This is a genomic window from Erythrobacter sp. SD-21, assembly GCF_000181515.1.
In the GTDB taxonomy this organism is placed as follows: domain Bacteria; phylum Pseudomonadota; class Alphaproteobacteria; order Sphingomonadales; family Sphingomonadaceae; genus Qipengyuania.
The window spans coordinates 248,716-269,450 of sequence record NZ_ABCG01000003.1; the positions used below are offsets into that span (position 1 = coordinate 248,716).

The 20,735-nt window shown below is 54.9% G+C and carries 18 protein-coding genes and 2 pseudogenes; 13 read left to right on the forward strand and 7 right to left on the reverse strand.

The genetic code is table 11. From position 1 onward, the window contains the following. Positions 1-11 precede the first annotated feature (11 nt). Entirely contained in the window at positions 12-662 is a 651-nt protein-coding gene (locus tag ED21_RS07310; protein WP_156787375.1) for a PEP-CTERM sorting domain-containing protein, read from the forward strand. Between the two features lie 87 nt (positions 663-749). Here ED21_RS07310 and ED21_RS07315 read toward each other — a convergent pair whose 3' ends face one another. The 3 genes from ED21_RS07315 to ED21_RS15915 all read right to left on the reverse strand — a co-directional run bounded on the left by ED21_RS07315 (position 750) and on the right by ED21_RS15915 (position 2,628). Continuing rightward, positions 750-1,205 (reverse strand): CAP domain-containing protein, encoded by a 456-nt coding sequence (locus tag ED21_RS07315; protein ID WP_198005827.1) that lies wholly within the window; start codon positions 1,203-1,205, stop codon positions 750-752. 141 nt (positions 1,206-1,346) lie between these two features. Further along, entirely contained in the window at positions 1,347-1,988 is a 642-nt protein-coding gene (locus ED21_RS07320; RefSeq protein ID WP_156787379.1) for a L,D-transpeptidase family protein, read from the reverse strand. Then, the gene (locus ED21_RS15915) at positions 1,981-2,628 is read right to left on the reverse strand and encodes a PEPxxWA-CTERM sorting domain-containing protein (RefSeq protein WP_083800398.1); all 648 of its coding nucleotides are present in this window, start codon (positions 2,626-2,628) and stop codon (positions 1,981-1,983) included. The genes ED21_RS07320 and ED21_RS15915 overlap by 8 nt, the downstream gene beginning before the upstream one ends. A 215-nt stretch (positions 2,629-2,843) precedes the next feature. Between ED21_RS15915 and rfbA the strand changes: the two genes are divergently transcribed. From rfbA to ED21_RS15985, 8 genes and pseudogenes are all read left to right on the forward strand, one after another. After that, positions 2,844-3,722, forward strand: a complete 879-nt coding sequence (gene rfbA / locus ED21_RS07325; protein WP_006833231.1) for a glucose-1-phosphate thymidylyltransferase RfbA — start codon at positions 2,844-2,846, stop codon at positions 3,720-3,722. Next, positions 3,719-4,264 (forward strand): dTDP-4-dehydrorhamnose 3,5-epimerase, encoded by a 546-nt coding sequence (gene rfbC, locus ED21_RS07330; protein WP_006833232.1) that lies wholly within the window; start codon positions 3,719-3,721, stop codon positions 4,262-4,264. Before rfbA ends, rfbC begins: the two co-directional genes overlap by 4 nt. Further along, positions 4,261-5,109, forward strand: a complete 849-nt coding sequence (gene rfbD, locus ED21_RS07335; RefSeq protein ID WP_006833233.1) for a dTDP-4-dehydrorhamnose reductase — start codon at positions 4,261-4,263, stop codon at positions 5,107-5,109. Before rfbC ends, rfbD begins: the two co-directional genes overlap by 4 nt. Then, entirely contained in the window at positions 5,106-6,161 is a 1,056-nt protein-coding gene (gene rfbB / locus ED21_RS07340) for a dTDP-glucose 4,6-dehydratase (RefSeq protein WP_006833234.1), read from the forward strand. Before rfbD ends, rfbB begins: the two co-directional genes overlap by 4 nt. Before the next feature lie 434 nt (positions 6,162-6,595). Further along, the gene (locus ED21_RS14695; RefSeq protein ID WP_083800399.1) at positions 6,596-8,392 is read left to right on the forward strand and encodes a right-handed parallel beta-helix repeat-containing protein; all 1,797 of its coding nucleotides are present in this window, start codon (positions 6,596-6,598) and stop codon (positions 8,390-8,392) included. Between the two features lie 325 nt (positions 8,393-8,717). Further along, positions 8,718-10,121 carry an O-antigen ligase gene (locus tag ED21_RS07355; protein WP_198005828.1) on the forward strand — a complete coding sequence of 468 codons (1,404 nt, stop codon included), beginning with the start codon at positions 8,718-8,720 and terminating at the stop codon, positions 10,119-10,121. After that, positions 10,118-10,315 (forward strand): annotated as a pseudogene (locus ED21_RS15980) (Wzz/FepE/Etk N-terminal domain-containing protein); the annotation flags it as partial. The gene ED21_RS07355 and the pseudogene ED21_RS15980, both read left to right, overlap by 4 nt. Before the next feature lie 887 nt (positions 10,316-11,202). Further along, a pseudogene (locus ED21_RS15985) lies at positions 11,203-11,310 on the forward strand (hypothetical protein); the annotation flags it as partial. Positions 11,311-11,413: 103 nt separating this feature from the next. Here ED21_RS15985 and ED21_RS15070 read toward each other — a convergent pair. From ED21_RS15070 to welK, 4 genes are read right to left on the reverse strand one after another with little or no spacing between them, the layout of a single operon-like run. Continuing rightward, positions 11,414-12,607 (reverse strand): right-handed parallel beta-helix repeat-containing protein, encoded by a 1,194-nt coding sequence (locus ED21_RS15070; protein ID WP_083800400.1) that lies wholly within the window; start codon positions 12,605-12,607, stop codon positions 11,414-11,416. Continuing rightward, positions 12,607-13,947 carry a lipopolysaccharide biosynthesis protein gene (locus ED21_RS07365; protein ID WP_006833238.1) on the reverse strand — a complete coding sequence of 447 codons (1,341 nt, stop codon included), beginning with the start codon at positions 13,945-13,947 and terminating at the stop codon, positions 12,607-12,609. The genes ED21_RS15070 and ED21_RS07365 overlap by 1 nt, the downstream gene beginning before the upstream one ends. Continuing rightward, positions 13,940-14,923, reverse strand: coding sequence for a glycosyltransferase family 2 protein (locus tag ED21_RS07370; RefSeq protein WP_006833239.1), 984 nt, complete (start codon positions 14,921-14,923; stop codon positions 13,940-13,942). The genes ED21_RS07365 and ED21_RS07370 overlap by 8 nt, the downstream gene beginning before the upstream one ends. After that, entirely contained in the window at positions 14,923-15,960 is a 1,038-nt protein-coding gene (gene welK / locus ED21_RS07375) for a beta-1,4-glucuronosyltransferase WelK (protein ID WP_006833240.1), read from the reverse strand. The genes ED21_RS07370 and welK overlap by 1 nt, the downstream gene beginning before the upstream one ends. Positions 15,961-16,105: 145 nt before the next feature. On the opposite strand from welK, the gene ED21_RS07380 reads away from it, so the two are divergent. The 4 genes from ED21_RS07380 (at position 16,106) to ED21_RS07395 (ending at position 20,725) form a co-directional block, all read left to right on the forward strand. Continuing rightward, positions 16,106-16,963, forward strand: a complete 858-nt coding sequence (locus tag ED21_RS07380; RefSeq protein WP_006833241.1) for a hypothetical protein — start codon at positions 16,106-16,108, stop codon at positions 16,961-16,963. A 64-nt stretch (positions 16,964-17,027) separates the two neighbouring features. Continuing rightward, the gene (locus tag ED21_RS07385) at positions 17,028-18,206 is read left to right on the forward strand and encodes a polysaccharide pyruvyl transferase family protein (RefSeq protein WP_156787381.1); all 1,179 of its coding nucleotides are present in this window, start codon (positions 17,028-17,030) and stop codon (positions 18,204-18,206) included. Continuing rightward, positions 18,203-19,423 carry a Coenzyme F420 hydrogenase/dehydrogenase, beta subunit C-terminal domain gene (locus tag ED21_RS07390; RefSeq protein WP_156787383.1) on the forward strand — a complete coding sequence of 407 codons (1,221 nt, stop codon included), beginning with the start codon at positions 18,203-18,205 and terminating at the stop codon, positions 19,421-19,423. Before ED21_RS07385 ends, ED21_RS07390 begins: the two co-directional genes overlap by 4 nt. A gap of 78 nt (positions 19,424-19,501) precedes the next feature. Continuing rightward, positions 19,502-20,725 carry a hypothetical protein gene (locus tag ED21_RS07395; RefSeq protein ID WP_006833244.1) on the forward strand — a complete coding sequence of 408 codons (1,224 nt, stop codon included), beginning with the start codon at positions 19,502-19,504 and terminating at the stop codon, positions 20,723-20,725. The last annotated feature ends 10 nt before the right edge of the window (positions 20,726-20,735 follow it).

The following is a 20,735-nucleotide window of genomic DNA, read 5'->3' on the forward strand; positions in this document are numbered from 1 at the left end:
ACTGAACCGTATTGACGCTGCTGGAACCGCCTACATTGGCATCCAGAGCTGAAAAGGGAGTAATTGCTGTGGGAATTTTTCGGAAAGCATTGCTGGCTTCTGCCCCGGCAATTGCATCATTGGGTGCCTTGATGGCACCAACGGCCTCATCGGCGGCAACGGTGGTTTATCCTTGCGACCCGGCTTTGGTAAGCCCGAACGCGACTGCGTGTTCCGGATACTACGAGGGCAATCTTCTTGGCGGCAGCGCTGATAAGCGTGCGGACCAAGCTACGGGTGTCGCTGCGCTCGGCGCGACATACACTTTCGACGGCGATTGGGATACCGTCGAGGACACCAAGATTGAAGCGCTCGTCAACGGTAACCTTCTCGATTTCGGCACCATGCTTTATGGGCAGACGATCATCGCCGCACACTTCGGTAACGTGGCTGGTCCTGCGGGCAATGTAACCGCTTTTTGGCTCTTCGATTTTGGCACGGCGGGTGCCAGCTCGGTGGCTTTGAACAACACGCAAGGCTTCTCCAACGCGGTTCTTTACACGACGGGGGCAGGGGCGGTTCCGGAGCCTTCGGTATGGATGCTGCTTATCCTGGCTTTCGGCGCGATCGGATATGCGATGCGCGCGTCGAAAGGGGCGAGGGGGCGCGTTGCCTGCGCCTGATGCCGATTAGAGTGACGGGGGGAAATGGGGGCTTCGGCCCCCATTTTTATTTCCTCTCCTTACTGAAGAGGCCGCGCCGGTGTCGTGTCAGTAGACCTTTTGCCCAATCACATTGCCTGGTCGGCTGTATCGACAAACAAGCACCTCTTTCGAACCGCCGCGTGATATCGCGCACCCGACACGTCGGCTTTTGCGCCAGACAATTTGCGTGTAATGGCTCACGTCTCCGATATCGTCAGTCGTAGTCGTAAACGGGAACCGACCGGGTCGGAAGTATTTCTTTTCGGCGACCCACCGCTGGACCATATGCTCCGGGGTAAAGGCCTCAGCCGTACCGCGCCAGAGATTTTCGCCCTCAAGCGGAGAGCCGGGCACGTTTTCCGAGTGTTCAAAGCGGCCAGTCCTGGCGAGTTCTTCCGCATAAATTTGCGCGTTGGCTGCCAAGCTTTCGTCCCAATCCATGTGATCGAGACCAAGTTGTTCGCGCTCGGCATTATGTGCCGCCAAAACACGCGATTCCAGACCACCGAGCCTGTCGTTCATGCCTGTAAGCATCACAAGCGAGAAGCCGGCAAGTGCCGCCTTTCCCAACCTCGAAAATGAAGGTGTCGCAAAGTTTCGCTTGGACATATGCCCAAGGCTAAGATCGGAACCCTAAAATTCGGTAAAGCGAACGCGCTTTGGTCAGGCCCCGGGTTCGACTGAGTGCGCGATTTCTACGATATCTCCCTTATGAGCCACCGAAAAAAGGAGTTTTGCGAACTCCGGCGGGAGCCCAATGCAACCCTTTGTCGCGCGATAGGCTGCCATGACGTTACCATGGATCGCCACACCATCATTCGTCAGAAACATGGAATGCGGCATAGCCGCATCGTAAGTTCGTGAGTGATAGTCCCGATATTTTGAACGGATGGGAAATTTCCCGATCGGCGATTCATGCCCTTCACCGCCGTAGACTACCACGGCGGTTCCGATTTCGTGACCTCCACGAAACACCGAAATCATTTGACGACGGATATCGACAAACACCGAGATGTTTCCGGCTGGGACACCCTCATCATTCCAGATATATTCGCCATGACGAAGCTTAGTCCTGACCCTCAAAAGCGACCTTGCATTGGCGGGGAGAAGCTTCGCCGCAACAGCCTTGCTCAGCGACTGCTTGGATAGGTCCATTCTCGCCGATGAGTCAGGTTCAGTGACCTCAAGGCGTGTCGCCTGATCGAGCATGCGTTCGCTCTCCCGCGTGTCGGCCGCATAAGAGACCACCGCGAAACTGCCCACCATTCCCAGGACCACCGAAACCAAGGCCAGCGCGTTACGCAAGGTGGCCAGCTCGCGCTAATCGGTTTCGGCGCCGCATAGCGCCACCCGCAAACATGAAACCAAGTATCATAAGCGCCCAGGTCGAAGGCTCGGGGACCGCGCCAACGGGTGGGTTGCCGCCGCCTGGCGGCGGATTGCCTGGTGGCGGATTGCCTGGCGGAGTTCCGCCGGTGCCACCGCCTCCCGGGGGCGTGAAGCCTACACCGCCACCCGGAGGGGTGTTGAAGCCGGGAACAAAGCCGCCAGGTATGAGCAGGCTGGGCGGGGCTGTCGCGAGAGGCACTGCCGGGCTTTCATCCGTTGGGACAAAACTTGCGACCTCATCACCGGGCTCTTCGCCCGGAAGATCGAAGACCTTGCCAAGAACTTCGTCTTCGGCGGCCCTTCCAGGATCCGGGACGAACGCGAGACCTTTTCCCTTGCCTTTGGACCCGATCACCAGACCACGTTCGCCGGGCGAACGGGCCAGAAAATCCTGCAAATCATCACCGGCCTGTTGCATGGCAGTTAACGTGCTGGAACCGATCGGTGTCAGGATACTCAGACCTGCACCACCCACGAGTAGAGCGGCACCCGCAAGCGCCCTCCAACGTGCCCCCCGAGCACGACTCATTAACGATCGAATAACCATCACATCCATTGCATACACTGAAACCTCACCGAATTCGAATGGAAAAAGGGGGCTTGGCCGTCACGAGATTCAACTGTGCCATTCCCCGACAGTTCCGTCATGTCCCGAAAAGGGACTCCCGGCGCTAATTCTTTGCGACGGAAGGCCGAGGCGGGATCCCTTGTTGCAATGTGTGCATTGGACAGCCAAGGCCGGCTCCACGATTTCGGGAGGTTAAGTCGATCATGCGCAAGGGAATCATACTCGCCGGCGGGTCTGGCACGAGGCTTTGGCCTTTGACCAAGGTAATCTCGAAGCAGTTGATGCCTGTCTACGACAAGCCGATGATATATTATCCGCTTTCGACTCTTATGTTGGCCGGTATTCGCGAAATTCTGATTATCACGACCCCGGAAGATCGCCCCCTGTTTGAAACCTTGCTGGGAGACGGTTCGACTTGGGGCCTCAGTCTAGAATATGCGGTTCAGCCAGAGCCTGCGGGTTTGGCGCAGGCGTTTCACATCGGCGCCGATTTTGTGGGATCTGGACCATCGGCGCTTATTCTCGGAGATAACATTTTTTACGGACATGGACTTAGCGCCATGCTGCAAGCGGCTAATTCCCGAGAGGATGGGGCAAGCGTATTCGGCTACTATGTCAGCGACCCGGAACGCTATGGCGTAGTCGATTTCGATAAGGATGGCCGTGCCTTGACCATCGAGGAGAAGCCGGATGAACCCAAATCGAACTTCGCTGTCACAGGCCTATATTTTTACGACGGTAGCGTTACCGCGCGCGCCCGGGACCTTCGTCCTTCGGCACGAGGGGAACTTGAAATTACGGATCTAAACCGGCTTTATCTGAATGACGGAAAACTGCACGTCGAGCTGATGGGCAGAGGCTTTGCGTGGCTGGACACAGGGACACATCGCTCACTCCTCGAAGCTGCCGAGTACGTCCGTATTACAGAAGAGAGGCAGGGGCTGAAGATTTGCAGTCCGGAAGAAATAGCCTGGAGAATGGGGTTCATTGACGACGAAGGTTTGGAACGTGTTGCCTCTCCCCTTCGAAAATCGGGTTATGGCGAGTACTTGCTCAGTTTGCTGAAGGGCACCGTTCGTTGAAAGTTCATCCTACAAAACTGGCAGACGCTGTTGTCATCGAGCCGCAGGTCTTCGGCGATGAGCGGGGATTTTTCCTGGAAAGCTGGAACAACTCCTCCTTTAAGGAGGTCGGGTTGAACCTAGATTTTGTCCAGGACAACCATAGCTGCTCCTCCTCGGGAGTTTTGCGAGGTCTGCACTATCAATTGCCAAATCCTCAAGGGAAGCTTGTGCGCGTCGTTCGTGGAGCGGTTTACGACGTCATTGTCGACTTGCGGCGGTCCTCCCCGAGTTTCGGCTTGCATGAAGCATTCGAGATCTCTGCGGCGAACAAGCGAATACTATGGGTGCCTCCTGGTTTTGCCCATGGCTTTCTCACTCTGTGCGATGATACTCATTTTCTTTACAAGTGTACCGCATATTACGAACCATCATCGGAGCATTCCCTTGTTTGGAACGACCCGGACCTCGCGATTGACTGGCCTTTGTCAGAGGGCGCACCGGACGTTTCGGACAAGGATCGCAATGGTATCACCTTCCGAGAGGCGCCGCATTTCGAATGAGAGTTCTCCTCACCGGGGCGACCGGCCAGGTTGGCAAGGCCCTGCGACACAGCGTACCGGATAATATCGAGCTTTATCCCTTCGACCGAACCCAGCTCGATATCGCCAATGAGACAATGGTTCGTCGGATTGTCGATCGAGTTCGTCCGCAAGTTATCCTCAACGCTGCGGCGTATACGCATGTCGACGGAGCCGAGGAGGAACCGGATCTAGCTGCTGCGGTGAACACGCAAGCTGTCGAACTCCTGGTGAAGGCTGCTTCGGCGATCGACGCTAAACTTGTTCATGTGTCGACGGATTTCGTCTTCGATGGCGAGGCCGGTCGTCCATATCGGACCGCGGATAAGACGCGACCAAAGAATGTGTATGGCGAGACCAAGCGGGCTGGCGAGAGAGCGCTACGGTCGTCCGACCTGTTGGTGCGCACAGCGTGGGTCTACGACAATTCTGGTCGGAATTTTCTAACTACCATGCTTCGTCTTTTCCGGGAGCGAGATAAGGTTTCGGTCGTCTGTGATCAGATCGGAACCCCGACGACGGCAAGCGACCTCTCTTCCGCCCTATGGCGCCTTATCGAAGCGAATGTCGGCGGGACGCAACACTTTACCAATAGCGGGGTGGCGAGTTGGTATGATTTTGCCGTAGCGATTGCCGAGGAAGCGCGCGTCGCAGGGCTGTTGGACCACGCTGTTGACATCGTACCAATACCCAGCTCCGCCTATCCGACTCTAGCCAAACGGCCACATTTTTCGGTGCTCGATTGCCACGAAACCTATCGTCTAATCGGAGTACCCGCATCCCATTGGCATGCTGCCTTGCGCGCCGCGCTTAAGGAGATCAAATGACCTCGACCATTCTCGTCACGGGCGGAGCAGGCTTCATAGGCACCAACTTCGTGCACTATTGGCAGAAGCAATACCGGGACGATCGGATCATTGTGCTCGATTCACTCACATATGCTGGTGTGGCAGCGAATGTGGAGGAATTGGAAAATGTGCACCTCGTTCGCGGTGACATCCGGAATACATCCTTGGTGGAAAATCTGCTTCGAGATCACGATATCGATACGATCGTGCATTTTGCGGCTGAAAGTCACGTAGATAGGTCGATAGAGGGGCCCGATTCGTTCATCGAAACCAATATAATCGGCACGCACAGCCTTTTGAAGGCATCGCGAAACGTCTTCTTGAGCAATGATGGTAGGCCACACAGATTCCATCATGTCTCGACGGATGAGGTGTACGGGTCACTCGAGCCAGATGAACCCGCCTTCTCGGAAGAAAGCCGCTATCGTCCGAACTCTCCCTACTCGGCATCAAAAGCCGCTTCCGATCATCTGGTGCGTGCTTATCATCAAACGTATGGGTTGCAGGTCACGACGAGCAATTGTTCCAACAACTACGGTCCGTATCAATTCCCGGAAAAGCTCATTCCGCTCTTCCTCATCAATTGCCTCCACGACCGGAACCTTCCGATATATGGCGACGGTATGAATGTCCGCGATTGGTTACACGTCGACGATCATTGTCGCGGTATCGATTTGGTACTCAAGCGAGGGTGCATTGGAGAGACCTATAATATCGGCGGCGGCGTCGAATTGCCCAACCTCGAGTTGATCGATCGTCTTTGCGGAGTCGTGGACGATGCATTCGCCACTTCCCCGGAACTTGCCGAACTCTTTCCGGAAGCTCCGGCCGCGAGGGGTGAGCCGACGACCAGCCTGAAGATCTTCGTAGATGATCGGGCAGGGCACGATCGGCGTTACGCGATTGACGAGCGCAAAGCGCGTGCGGAATTGGGATACCAACCGAAAACCGATTTCGACGCTGGATTGCGCTCGACATTGGTGTGGTACCTTGAAAACGAATCATGGTGGCGACGCCTGCTCGCATCCTAACGTCGACTGTCCCCAGGCCGGGTGACACCGACGGATTTCTGCGACCTCCCCCACCTTTTCGCTTGGCCTTTTTGGTTCCCATCAATCGCTCTGTCGTTAATTTTTAACGATGAAGCGATGCAGGTCGGCTTGATGGTAAGCCACCGGCCACTAAAAACAGGCGTGCTCATCAGGGGGCTGGCGACTATTATCGGTTGTCGGCGGAGCGGGTCGCCAGGCATCAATAATGCCTAATTTTTCCTTAATTAAAAAAGCTCCTCTTTTCTTATGCTTGGCAAAGATATCGTGCAATTTTGCGCGCCGGGATCGCGCGCGCCATTAACTCTCATCTTTCAGACGAAAATAGATAGTCGTGCCTTACCTCCCGTTTACCTGGAGGAAACCATGACGGCGTATTTGTCTGCCTCCGCAAAAATGAAATTCGGGGGCAATTGATGGCTGAGTATCTAGTATCCAATACGAGTGAATTGGTGGCGCAAATAAAGGCTGCCAGCGCGGGGGATACGATCCTTCTGGCACCCGGCACCTATGACCCGGCCATTGTTCGAAAGACGGGTGAACTCGGTATCACGATCGCTTCGCAGGACACGGATAACCCCGCGATCTTGACGGGTTTTGTTTTGACCGATGCAAGTGATGTGCGATTCAGCGATGTAGTCTTTAGGGCGGATGCAGGCGACAACAATGCCTTCGAATTCAACCGGACGTCCAACCTGACCTTTTCCGGAATCGTAGTCCATGGTCCGGACAACGTCGGTACGGGAAATGAGGTCTCCCCGTTGATGATTCGAGACAGCGCTGACGTTACAATCATCGGTTCCGAATTTTTTAGTGTCTATCACGGGGTGAAACTGCTCGACGTCGACGGTATCGTTATCTCCGGAAACGAATTTCACGACATTCGTTGCGACGGTATTCGCGGCGGGGGCGTATCGAACGCCTTGGTGACCGGCAACAGCTTCACCGATTTCTATCCTATCGGGAACGATCATCCCGATGCCATTCAATTCTGGTCGACCAATCAGGATACTCCCGGTCGGAACCTGGTAATAAGCGACAACGTCGTGGTCCGCGGCGACGGTGCTCCCATCCAGGGCATCTTCATCCGCGATACTTTTGATAAAATGCCATTTGAGAATGTGACGATCACTGGAAACGTGGTGCTTGGTGGCCTCTATAACGGGATTAGCGTCGACGGTGTGGTCGGAGGAGAGCTGACCGGCAATCTAGTGATTGGGTACCCGGACCAAAGATCTTGGGTGCGCGTCAACGTTGATACCCACTTCGACGTTTCCGGCAATGAGGCGACCGCGTACTCACTCGATGACAATTCTCATCGCCTCGCAAACCTCGAGATTAGCGAGAATGTCGATTTCTACAGTTCCATCGTGCATTCTTGGTCTGCCGGTGACGGAGATTTGTCGGATCTTATCGGAGCGCTTCGCTCGGCTGCGGTCTACGATGACGTCCAGGGCGTCGACGTTGCGGCACAGTTGAATGCCACCATTTCCGGCATCTCCGGAACTTGGCAAGATGACGAAATTCATGCTTCAGGCAAGGGGGGCAAAGTCAACGGCGAAGCGGGTGACGACATTTTGATCGGTGATATCGGCGCCGATCTTTTCGTCGGCAACATCGGCGATGACATCCTTTATGGGAACGGGAACGCCGACATTTTGTGTGGGGGGGACGGCAATGATATTCTTCGAGGCGGCTTGGCCTCCGACCGACTTTTCGGGGGACGCGGCGATGACGAGCTTATTGGCGGGTCAGGTAACGACAAGTTGTTCGGAGGCGGCGCCCAAGACTACCTTGTAGGTGGAGAAGGCGCAGACCGTTTGTTTGGCGGAGGCGGCATCGATACATTGTTCGGTGGAGCGGGTAACGATTTCATCTTCGGTGGCTACAACGACGATATTTTGATTGGCGGCTTGGGGAGCGATAAATTTATCTTCCGCGGTCACGACGGCGTGGACACCATTCTCGATTTTACCCGCGGAGAAGATCGCATCAGCCTGTGGGGTGTCGACGCAGACGAAAGTACCGCAGCAAACGATCCCTTTCAGTTCATCGGCCAAAAGGCGTTCAGCGGCAATGCCGGCGAATTGCGGTTCGAGAAGGTAGGGAATGGGGTCATGGTGTTTGGCGATACGGATGGCAATGGCGTTGCCGATTTCCAGTTGATGGTGGAAGGAACCGATAATCTCACCATGCTCGACTTCATCCTGTAATCGGGTTCTCAATCCACAGCCAGTCGAAAGAGCAATAAGGAACTTGCACTTACTGATCGAGCGGGGGTAATTCAGCGGAATACGTTAGAAGCGCTGCAACATCCTCGTTGTGGGCGAATGGCGGGCAATCGCCAACGGTGGGATCGACCGAACCTTCATGCTCTACCGGCTTGCGCAAGTCCTTAATGTACCCAGTCAGCCTGCTCTCGGGGGGTATGAGCGTGGATCCTTCTGGAAGCGTCGGCTGTGGGCATGGGCACTCGTATATATCGCTATTCTGGCAGGCGCAGCGAGTGCGCTCGTGTACTATGGGCCGTCGGCTCTCATGGGTCTTGCAGCTCCGTTAGCCCTTTTGGTTTTGCTGATCGTCTGGACGTTTCCGGATAGTAAAAATCCCCCGCTACAATGGGTGACACGGCTGCTTTTCGCGTTCGTCATCGCGCTGGTTTTCTGGCCGGATTACTTGGCACTGGATTTGCCAGGCCTCCCTTGGCTCACAGCATTGCGACTAGTTGCTGCTCCACTCGCGCTGGTATTTCTGGTCAGCCTTTCCGTGTCATCATCATTCAGGGCAGCATTGGCAGATCGCCTGAGGATCGCGCCAGTTGCTCACGGGGCGCTTTTGGCGTTCATCACTATAGCCACCCTGAGCGTTTTCTTTTCTGCCGACGTCACAGGATCTCTCAACAAGCTGTTAGTTGCCCTCCTGTACTGGATTTTGACCTTTTATGCTGCCGTTTGGGTTTTCAGCCAGGACGGCACGGTCAAAAAGCTGGCACTGTTGATCTGGGGTTTTGCCGTCCTGACCGCATTGGTCGGCTTCTATGAATGGCGCCTCCAAGCAATACCTTGGGCAGGGTCCATCCCTAGTTTCCTCAGTATCGACGATCCCGCGGTACAGAACATACTCTCTGCCAAGTCTCGTGCGACCACGGGTATTTATCGGGTCCAAAGCAAGTTCACGACACCTTTGGGTTTCGCCGAGTATCTTGCCTTCACCACGCCGTTTGTCCTCTATTTCCTGGTTTTCGGTCGAAACTGGGCTATTCGACTGGCGGCACTTGGAACACTACCCCTGATCTGGCTTTCAATCATGCGTACGGATTCCCGGTTGGGATTCGTCGGGTTTTTCATGTCCTTCCTTCTGTTCCTCATCGTGTGGGCCCTTCGACGCTGGCGGCAAGGTAAAGACAGCATTTTTGGCCCGGCTATTACCTTGGCCTACCCGGTTATTTTGACGACCTTTCTTCTCGCAACGTTTTTCGTCGGTCGCCTTCGCGCGTTGGTTTGGGGTACCAAGGCGCAGTCCTTTAGCAGTATGGCGCGCGAGGAGCAGGTCGACATGGGCATGCCCATGATCTGGTCGCAGCCTTGGGGACATGGAATTGGCCGTGGCGCGGCCGAACTGGGCTATCGCAATCTGGCGGGGGGCCTCACTATCGATACCTATTACCTTGCTATTGGCCTGGAGTTCGGAGTTTTAGGCTTTGTTGCCTTTTTCGGAATGTTTCTGGCTGCCCTTCTATACGCGACCAAGTACGTATTTCAGACAAAGGGGGCGACGGAACTGCTATTGATCCCCATCATGATTACCCTGTCCATTTTCGTCGTGGTGAAATCCGTTTTCGCGCAGCAGGAAAATCACCCGCTGATTTTTATCCTGCTGGGGGCGCTGTTCGCAATTTGTTATCGCATCCAGAAACGGCTTCATAAGGAAGCGGGTCGGTGAATCTGGCGCAGGTCTCCGCCAGGCTCTGGCGAGCCAAAGGTTTTATCCTTGCGTCGGCTGTTTTTTGCGGAGGCGCGGCGCTTGGTATATCCTTCACAATTCCGGATCAGTATTTTGCCACGGCTGGCGTGCAGATCGAAGACGTTGTCCAGTCGGATGTGCAAAGTTACTCGGTCTCCAACAAACAGATCGACGAATATGTGAAAACCAAGGCTGAACTGGCCCGCGACTTTCGGGTGACAGGTCGCGTTGTGGACAGACTCGGCTGGACTGGAAATTATGACCTTGCGCAACGCTTCAATAGAGAGGCTGCAGGGTCAGGGCTCGACTTTCGCGCATGGTTAGCTCGGGGGATACGCGAAGGTGTGGTTCTTCGTTTCGAGGAAGGAAGTCCGTCCTTCCAGATAGGATTTGCCGGCTATACTCCCGCGGAAGCGCAATTCATGGCTGGCTTGGTGCGTGATGAATTCCTGTCTTACACCCTGGAGGATCGACGCTCGGAGGCCGAGAAGAATGCCGAGTTTGCCGATCGGCGGATACGGTCCGTCCGGCAGCAACTTGAAGCCTTGGAAAAGCGAAACGCCGAGTTCGCTCGCGAAGCCAATATTGTGCTTACCCCCGACGGTACTTCAATGGCCGAGGTGCAGTTGACGAACGCAGTTTCTGCAAGCGAGCCAGTCTACCAGGGTGCGGCTCCAACCCCTACCGTTCCGAACCCGGCGCTACGCGAATTGGCAGCAGTGGAAGGTGAACTGGCTCAGCTTTCCGGGGTGCTTGGCCCCAACCATCCGCAGATAGTTGAATTGCAGAAGCGCAGAGCCGAGTTGCAGGCAGCAGCGTCCCGTCCAACGGCACAGCCTTCGTCTGGACCGAGCAGGCTATCCAACAACGCAATCAGCGATATGCGGGAGCGCGAATACATCGAGAAAGCCGACGCTATCGCTACCGCGAAGCGGTACTTCGACGAAACGCAGGCGCTTCGGCAGCAATTCGAAGACCTCACGAGGACACGTGAGGGTTATGATTTCGACGCAGAAACCATACAAGGGGGTGCGATTGCGGTCGGCGCTCCGCGGTTAGAAGAAGGCGTATTCTACCCCAATCGTCCGTTCGCTGCAGCAGCGGGTTTCGGGTTCGGGCTCATTTTCGCGGCACTGGTGTCACTTTGGTTTTCGTTGCTGCAACTTAAGGTAGCGACACCACGCGATCTCGAATGGCTCGACGTTCAGCGTATCGGCACAAAGCCGGATAGGAGTACTGCTGTTGTTCGGCGGGCAAAATCGAATTTCGCGCTACCGTCCTTTCGCAAGAAGGCGACCTAGCACAGGACCCTGATACTCCGAAAATCCACTGACATTCGCCACCCAATTTCTTATGATCGAAGGTTGAGCTACGTCGACGGGTTGGTTGATTGCATTGCCTTCGTCCAAAACAGGGTCAGCGTTGTCTCGATAGATGAATTGAAGGGCCGTGTTATCGCGTGAAACGGCTTGGGCGACCGATTGGAGCCTTATCCAACTCTTCCGATCGGAGGTCGAGTAAACAGAGTTATCTTCCACAACCACTCCAACGGCGCCTGTTACAGCGATTCCGTTATATAGACTGCCAAGCACCAAGTTATTGCGTATTGCGACCTTCTCGAAGGGAAGCTGAAGTTTCGTGTCACGAATAAAAACACCTTGGGTCGGGCTTCCCTGTCCACGCGCTACGAGGTTCCCTTCTATAACGATATTGCGCCCCGGTTTCTTCTGTCGCGTCGACCAAAGCTGGATGCCATCGGGATGATCTCCTTCGGCAGGACGGAAATCAGTCATCACGTTGTTCTGTATCAAGAGGTCGGCAACACCGCCTCCACGGATGGCATCGGTCTGTAGTCCTTCGAATTCGTTCAATACGATCCGAGTTTTCGTTACTTCAAGCATAGCCATACCATGTCGGAAATTTCGAAAGTAACTGCGGCGAACCGTGAGACCTACGCTTTCTCGTAGCATCAATCCGGCGACATAATGTCTGCTGATTTCCGCACCAGGGCCGACAAATGCCACCCCATCAATGATGATATTGCTGCTTTCCAGGACGAGCATCCCATATCGCCCAGCGCCACCTGAATCGTTCGATGGCCTGACGGCTATATTGCTTATTGTCAGATTGTTCACCGCGCGAAGTTTTAAGCCATCAAGGATGGCGGGAGAGTTCGCATCGGCCGAAGTTAAGGTGACCTCCGATGAAAATTCGCGATTGGAAAGCGATAGCGTTTCGTAACGACCCGGTGCCAATGCGATCCGTTCCGGAACTCGGCGCGCGTTCAAGTGATCGGTGAGTTCGTCGAGCGAGGCTACTGTAACAACGGTGGTCGCTTGCACTTCCGGGTTTGCCTGCGCTTGAGCGCAGCCTGGCAGGAACAAACAGCACAGCGAAAGTAGGAAGGCTGCGCCCAAATGATCTCCCCCGAATTGCTGTCGCATGTCTGTGGTGCAAAATCCCATTACTCGATCATACGCTTCCTGTTTACCGATCCGTCGTAGCTACCGCTCCAAACCTGAATGCCGAGCAACTTTCGAACTGCAATATACGTTCCAAGGTTCTGCAGTGCGGTTACAATCGCGATCGCCATAGCCACTCCGGTCAACCCGTAATGCGTCGCACCTATTGGAATGGCAAACAGTAGCAGAACAAATGCCGCCAGAGCGATATTGAGGTTGACCGACTGCTTTCCCATGATTGCAAGCACAATGCCCGAGGGGCCTGTGGCGACGTACACCGCCTGTCCGGCCAGAAGGACAAACAGAGCGGTCTGCGCACCTTGGAACTCTGGTCCGATCAGTCCGAGAAGGAATGGAGAAGACGCCGCTAGTAATAGGATGGCAGGGACGGCCAAAATGATCGATAACCGTGTGGCGGTCCTGGCCAACCGGGCGACTTCCGTTGGCTCGTCTTGGGCAACGGAGGTGCCAATCTGCGGAGAAAAAACGCCATAAATACCGACAGTGATGATCGGCAATGCCGACGTTATCTGCCAAGCAACCCGGAACAGTCCCGCATCCGCCACCGACAACTGCGATCCGACCACAGACAAGCTGTACCAATCTGAAAAATTCTTGATGATCGCAACACCCCAAAGTGGCATTGCTGCAATGAAAAGAGCGCTCATTGCCGTCGTTGGAGCATCTTTTCGAGCCGTGGTAAGCCTAAGGCTGCTCGCTACTCCGACCAGCAAGGCGGCTATGCCCGATAGGGCGGTAGCCAACAGAATTTCTCTTACGGTAGCGATCATGCCGAATACAATCATCGCCAGGATCGGCAGGGGAATTAGCAAGCCTTCAACGATCTGTGAAAACACGTAGCGACGCTGGGAGCGCAGGAAAGCGCTTGTCGTTCGAGTGAATGCCCTGCTCAGCAAAATCAGACAGAGGATCGTCAGGTAAAAGCTACTGACGTCAACCTCTTCGAATTGAGCCAAATAGGTCGGTCCGACCACAAACACTACCATACCGATTATGCCGCACAGTAGCAGGCAAATGGCAAACATGGTAACAACCGACGATACCGAATAAAGGCCTTTCCTACGATCGACCGGGAAGTGTCTCACAATCGATAAGTCCAAGCCGCCGACCGCGACAATGGAAAGAAACATCGCGGTCTGGGTAATCAGTGCGTAGGCCCCCAAAGCCTCTGGCCCCAGACGCGCACCAATTATGAAGGCAATCGCAAAACCAGCTAAGACCGTGATGCCGCGAACGACTATCGACAGTAAAGATGATTTGTGCGCAAAAGCTTGGCGAAGCAGAAGCTGCGGGAGCTTTGAGAGAGCACTCAACTCACCCACGAAACGGCAAACCCATCGTGGCCCGCCAAACCGCCCCCGCCTGAGCTGGTTGATTGCGCCAGATGCGACGAAGCCAGATCGCCAAATTCTGAATGAAATATATAGGCAGGAAAGCCGGCGCGTGCTTTTTGGCAAAGATCATCTTGCTGCGAATATGATGGTACTCGGACAAGGGAGATCGCGCTCGGTTCGAAAGCTGGCTGGCAGAGCCGGCAGTCGCCCCTTCTTTGTGATACACGATCGCATCAGCAACAAACCCCACCTCAAATGCTTTACCCCGAAAAGCGAGGTCCACCTCTTCATAATAGAGAAAGAAGCTTTCTTCCAGAAGGCCGACTGCATGAAGAAAATTTCGGCGCATCAGAAGTGACGCGCCGCAGATGAAATCTGTTCGAGACAAAACATCTTCGGGATCGAATGAGGTCTGAACGGATCTTCCAGAATAAATTCCGGAGGCGGCTCCGGTGAGCAAGGAGAACTCCATGCCATTAAGCAACTGAAATCTCTCGGGATCGTGATAGAGCCGCAGTTGGGTCCCAGCCATACCCACTTGAGGATTGGCGCGAAAATAGCGGATGGCTTCCTCTGCCGCGCCTTGTGCTACAACCGTATCGTTATTGAGCAGCCAGAAAATCTCGATTTCTTCCGTGGCTAACGCAGCCTTCAGGCCAATGTTGTTGCCGCTAGCGAAACCTCCGTTAATCTTGCTTGCAATGAGGGTAATCCGCTTCGACAGACGTTGATCCGTCCGTTTCCCGCTTCGCTTCTCAAAGTCACCGACCAGCAATGGCTGGCTGCCAAGCCAAGCTTCAATTTGCTCGACAGAACCATCGGCGGAATTGTTGTCGACAACAACCACACGCGCGTTCGTCCGGCTATCCAGAAGGGATTTCAGACATTCGATCGTGTCGGGGGCGGCTCGGTAGTTGACAGTGATGATCGCCAGGTCGGGAGCATCCGAATTCGCAGTACCCATTACTTGTTCTGAGCCGTCCAGTCGCACAAATAATCCGCAAGGTCGCTGTAGTCGGTGGTAGCCCTGAGAGGACGCTTTTTACTGAGACGCTCCATCGCAGCCGCAAACTCGGAGGGAGTATCGGCAACCTCAATGAGGCCGCGCTTACAGAAATTTTCCGTTATCTCCGACTGATGGTCATCGTAATGTTCCCCCAGTTCGCGCCGACGAGGTATCGCGATTACCCTGCACCCAGCCTGGAGAGCGGTTATTAACGATCCGGTGCCACCGTGGCAGACAACATAGTCTGCGCGCTCCAGAAGGGCCTTCATTTCGGCGAATGAATAATTCTCGCTCCACTCGATATCGGCCTCGCGCCCGACCATCCCGTCTTTGCCAGCCTGTAGTATGATGTTCTCGACCATTTTTCCGTTGCCGGACGAAGCAAGGACGATGTCAATCAGTCGAGGGAAGGTCAGCGTTGCTCCTACTGTTGCGAAAAGTAGATTCTCTTTAGCGGGGCGCTCCCCCTCGACCAACCGAAAAGGGTCGAACATGAGGGAGTCCTTCCAGTTCTCTGCGACACCCTGAGCTTGCGCAATGCGCAGATCTGCAAAGGGTCCGAGGAAGCGTGCGAATTTCGAAGGTCCATCGAAACGCGCGAAACTGTCAATCATGATCACCTTGGCGCCGAGCAGTTTACCCCAAGCGACCATGAACGCCATAGAGCCTGCACCGGTGGTAAGGATTACATCAGGTCTTGTCTTGCGCAAAATACTGAGCGAACGAGCCACGCTTCGCGATGCCCCGCTCAGCATTCTCAAGGATTGGCCGGTCTTTACCTGTCCTAGAGCGACATGGGGCAGGAAGTAGGTTTCCTGCGTTTCAGCGATAGAGCGACCCAGCGCGGTATCTTCAGTTACGAAGAAGCTGTCGTGATTTGACCAGAACCGTTCCAGATCCAGTATCTGGCGAACGTGCCCTCCCCCGGAAGCCGCCAAGCAAATCCGCAAAGGTCTTATCGACTCGTCAGCCTGGATATCTCGCTCGAGTTTCATTGCGACCGCAATGGGCAATTCCCGCAAAAAAAACAGTAGTTAACCGCCTATATACCAGATAGAGACAGTACACCAATTTAATTTGTCAACCTCGTGCTGCCTGTTATCTGGCGCCGAAAATTGCGATCGGGCGAAGGAAACCAGAATGCGGAACGTCATAACACTGCTGCTTTGTTCGACCCTTCTTGTCGCTTGCGAAGGCGGTGAGGCACCGACAGGTCAGGTTGCGGCGACAGTTGACGGGCGAGAGATCACAGTAGGTCAAATCAATGACGAACTCCGCGCGTCGGGAATTCAGGCTGACCAAAGCAATGAAGAACTGGCCAATCGCGCTCTCGACGCTATCATCAACCGATCGATCTTGGCTGCAGAGGCAAGAGATCGGGAATTGGACACGACCCCTGCGGGTTCCCTAGCCCTACTGCGGGCTCAAGACGTTGCGATGGTGGACATGCTCCGCCGCGATATACAGGCCAATTCGCCCCCTCCGTCGGATGAAGAAGCGCGCCAGTTCATGTCGGCAAACCCTGCAATGTTTGCCGATCGCTTCGTTAGTGTGATCGAGCAATTAGTCGTTCCCAGCTTGCCCGATGGCGCGATGCAACGACTGGAAGATCTGGATACTCTCCCGGAAGTTCGCTCTTTCCTCAATGAACTCGGGATAAAATATCAGACTACGATGGGCAGCATCGATTCCCTCACAATCGCGCCAGCCGTCGCAAAACAGATTGTTGGGCTTCAGGAGGGCGAGGTTTACATCCTGCCACAAGGGGAAGGTGCTCGGATCAACGCTATCGTGTCGCGGCAGACCCTGCCAATTCGCGGGGATGAAGCTCTGCAACTTGCGCAGGGCATGGTAACGCAGCAGCGAGCTACCAGTCAGGCCGAAAGCGTATTCCGATCAATACTCGATGAAAAAAAAGCAACCGTTCGTTACGCTGAGAATTATTCCGCGCCTGAACAGCCTGTTTCGCCCCCGGTAGAAACAGAACCAACCTCCTGACGCCGCTGAGCTTGCGCGACGTAATGATGCTGGATCCGCTCTCGGGTCTGATCGGAAACCGATTTTGAAAAAAGTACGCATTGGTTTGCTGTGGCATTCCCTTCGCGCAGGGAACCTGGGCGTGGGGGCCCTTACTCTGGGAAATATTGCCATAATTCGGCAAGTTGCAGAGGAGTGCGGTATTCCGATCAAATTTGTGGTCCTTTCCATGCGGGAGAGCGCCACAAAATCGATAGCTCCGGGCATGGAGCAGTACGAAATCGATACGCGCGCACTCCTCTTGCCGTCCGGTTTTGCGCGTCGGGTCAGATCGCTGGATTGCATAATCGATATCGGAGCGGGCGACAGTTTTGCAGATATCTACGGGTTCAAGCGCTTTTTCTTTCTCTGGCTGACCAAAATGATCAGCGTGAGTATGGGTAAGCCCTTGATCCTGGCGCCGCAGACGATCGGTCCGTTCACCCGCCAGCCTTACAAGAAGATGGCCGCAGCGGTCTTCCGCCGGTCCGCGGCTATCGTCGCGCGGGACGAAAAATCGCTCTCCCAAGCCAGGGCGTTGGCGCCCGAATCGAATGTTTCCCGAGCCGTCGACGTAGCATTCAAACTGCCATTCGAAGACCGGTCCGATCGAACATCCGCATCGGGTCTCAAGAGAATCGGAATTAATGCGTCGGGTCTGCTATGCCAGCAGGCTCAAAGCGGCGAGAACCGGTTTGCACTTTCATTCAATTATCTCGAGTTGCAGCGGGAACTGATCCGGCGTTTCACGTCGCGTGACGATTGCAAAGTGCACCTGATCACGCATGCGAACAGCATAGGAGACGCCGGCGACGATGATGGGGTGTGGGCGGATCGTCTTGCGAGGGAATTCCCGCAAACCGTTCGGGTTCCAGATTTTCCCGGGCCGAGCGAGGCGAAGAGTTATATTTCCGGAATGGACTTCGTGGTTGCAGGACGGATGCACGCTTGCATTGCAGCTTTCTCTTCCTGCACACCCGTAGTTCCGGTTTCCTACAGCAGGAAATTCTCCGGTCTGTTCGACCTGTTGCAATACCCTTACTATACGCCGATGACCTCTGCCACTGCGCCTCAGTTGGCGGATCACGTCATGCAACATTTTCACAGCGACCGAGAGGCGATGAAACGAGCCGAAAGCGCAGCGCTCCTCAAAGTCGATGACATGTTGGCCCCCTATCGCGCGGTGTTGCAGCGGACGTTGACAATCCAACGGACCGCGAAGTGACGTATTCTCCTGCTCTGACGCGTGTTGAAAAAGGCTCCCTTTGCTCGGGCTGCGGTCTTTGCGAGGGTATTGCTGAAGGTTCGATCCGAATGCAGTCGCGCGCGCCCGGATTCTTACGTCCAGAACAATCAGAACCGATCGTGCCGATACAAGAGGAGAAGATCCGAGAATGTTGTCCGGGGCTCAAGGTCGAACCTTGGTGTGGTGGTAAAGACGACGGCGTGCATCCTTACTGGGGACCGATCCGCGATAGCATGACCGGTTTCGCTGTCGATGAAACAATCAGATTCCGCTGCTCTTCAGGTGGCGCCATTTCCGCCCTTGCCATGCACGCTCTGGAAACGAGCAGGGTGGAACAGGTCCTTCATATTGGACCGGATCCGAAGGCGCCGCTTGGCAATGTAACAATCCTGTCCCGCTCGGCAGAAGAAATCCTTGAAGGCGCAGGTTCTCGTTACGCTCCTTCGTCTCCTTTGCAGGACGTGGAAAAGCTCCTTGATGCGGGGGTGCCGACCCTCTTCATTGGCAAGCCGTGCGATGTTTCGGCGCTGAGGCGGCTAGGGCGGATCGATCCTCGCGTGGATGAGGTCTTTCCAATCAAGTTATCTTTTTTTTGCGGAGGTGTGCCCAGCCATCAGGGAGCCAGAAATATTGTCGCATCCATGGGGCTGGACCACGAAACCGTCGCGCAATTCGATTTTCGCGGTAATGGCTGGCCGGGCCCGACTGTTGCCCGAGATATGGACGGGCGGCATGCCGAGATGGAATACGAGGAAAGTTGGGGGCGTTATTTATCCAACGAGGTGCAATTCCGCTGCAAAATTTGTCCTGACCCGGTCGGTGGAGTGGCTGACATCGCTTGCGCCGATGCTTGGTACGGTGGCGAGAGTGGCTACCCGCAATTCGCCGAAGCGGAAGGACGCAGCTTAATTCTGGCGCGTTCGAAAGTCGGCCGACGATTGCTCCAAGACGCGACAATGGCCGGATATCTCGTTGTGCAAAATCTGGATCCACGCGAGATCGATTTGATGCAACCCGCTCAAGCGCGTAGAAAACGTCTGATAGCTGCTCGAATGGCCGCATGCAGGCTTGCCAATCGCCCGGTGCCCGATACTCGCAACTTACAGGTCGCCACGGCAGCCAGGCAAGCATCGATCGGAGCTTTGGCGAGAGAATTCCTCGGTACAGTGCGGCGCATCATTCAGGGACGAATCTGACAAACAAGTGGATTCTCTGGCCAATCTGCGTTCTATTGCACCAAAAGCAACGCGAATCTTTTCGAAGGGGATGGTTGGGTGAAATGGATTTTAAGAACCGGCGCTGCCGCCTTGCCGCTCTCTTTATGCTACGCGTCACCGGTCTGGGCGCAAAACAGCGCGGAAGACACCTTCGAATTGGGTGTGGAACTGGATACCCAGTACGATAGCAATATCACCAACACTTCGGATTCCCGGGCGGAACTCACGAACCTTGAGGGTTCGGACGTGATCTTCCGTCCGTCCCTCTTCATGGTAGTTAATAAGGACCTCGGCGGCTTTCGTCTTCGCGGAAATGCATCGGCAGGATATGATATTCACGCCGAGAACTCGCGGCTCGATTCAGAGCGTTTGCTGGCTGAATTGAACGCGGATACGCGTCTGGCGATTTGCAGCGTTCGCCCCGGCCTCTCTTTTTCTCGCCAGCAACAGCAACTTGGCGATCGTTTTGTGGGAGAAGGCACGAACTTCGTGGTGGATAATGTCCAGACCGTTCAGGAATATCGATTAAACCTAGGCTGTGGTCAGGAATTTGGGCTACGTGCTCTTGGGGGCATCAGCTATGGAAGGGGCGACAACTCCAATGAGCTCCGCCAATTCTCCGACTATGAGACTATGACATATACCGCTGGCTTGGGGTATCATCATCCCTCGGTGGGCGAACTCGATCTGTATGTGTCGCAGGAAGACACGGATTATCAGAACCGCATTACCGACGGTGTAAACGATAACTACCGTGTGCGTCGCTACGGTGCGTCGTTCGAAAGAGACATCGGCGCAAGGCTCAGGGGCCGGGTTGAGGGCTTCGCGATTGATCTCGATACGCCAGAAAACAGCGGCAGCGACTTCAACGGCACGGGGTGGGATTTCGATCTGTCGGCTACCCTTGGAGCTCGAACAACCGCATACCTAACGGCCGGACGCGACGTTCAGCCAGTGCTCAATAACGATGCACTATACACCAAGGCTACAACTTTGGGTGGCGGTTTCTCGTATGCTGTCAGCGACAGGGTGGTGCTGAGCGGTAGTTATACGCACTTGGACCGAAACTATGTTTACTCGGACTTCTCACTCCCGAATGAAGAATCGCCCTTGCTGGACGACAATCTCGATCTGTTCAGTGCGTCGGCCAGTTTCAGGGGGGCGGGCCCGTTCCAGTTCTCCGTTTATGGAGGCTACGAGGATCGATCGTCCAACGATACCTTTTACGATTACGACGGATTTTTTGCCGGAGTGAAAATTCGCTATCTCTTTATACGTTAAGGGTCAGAAT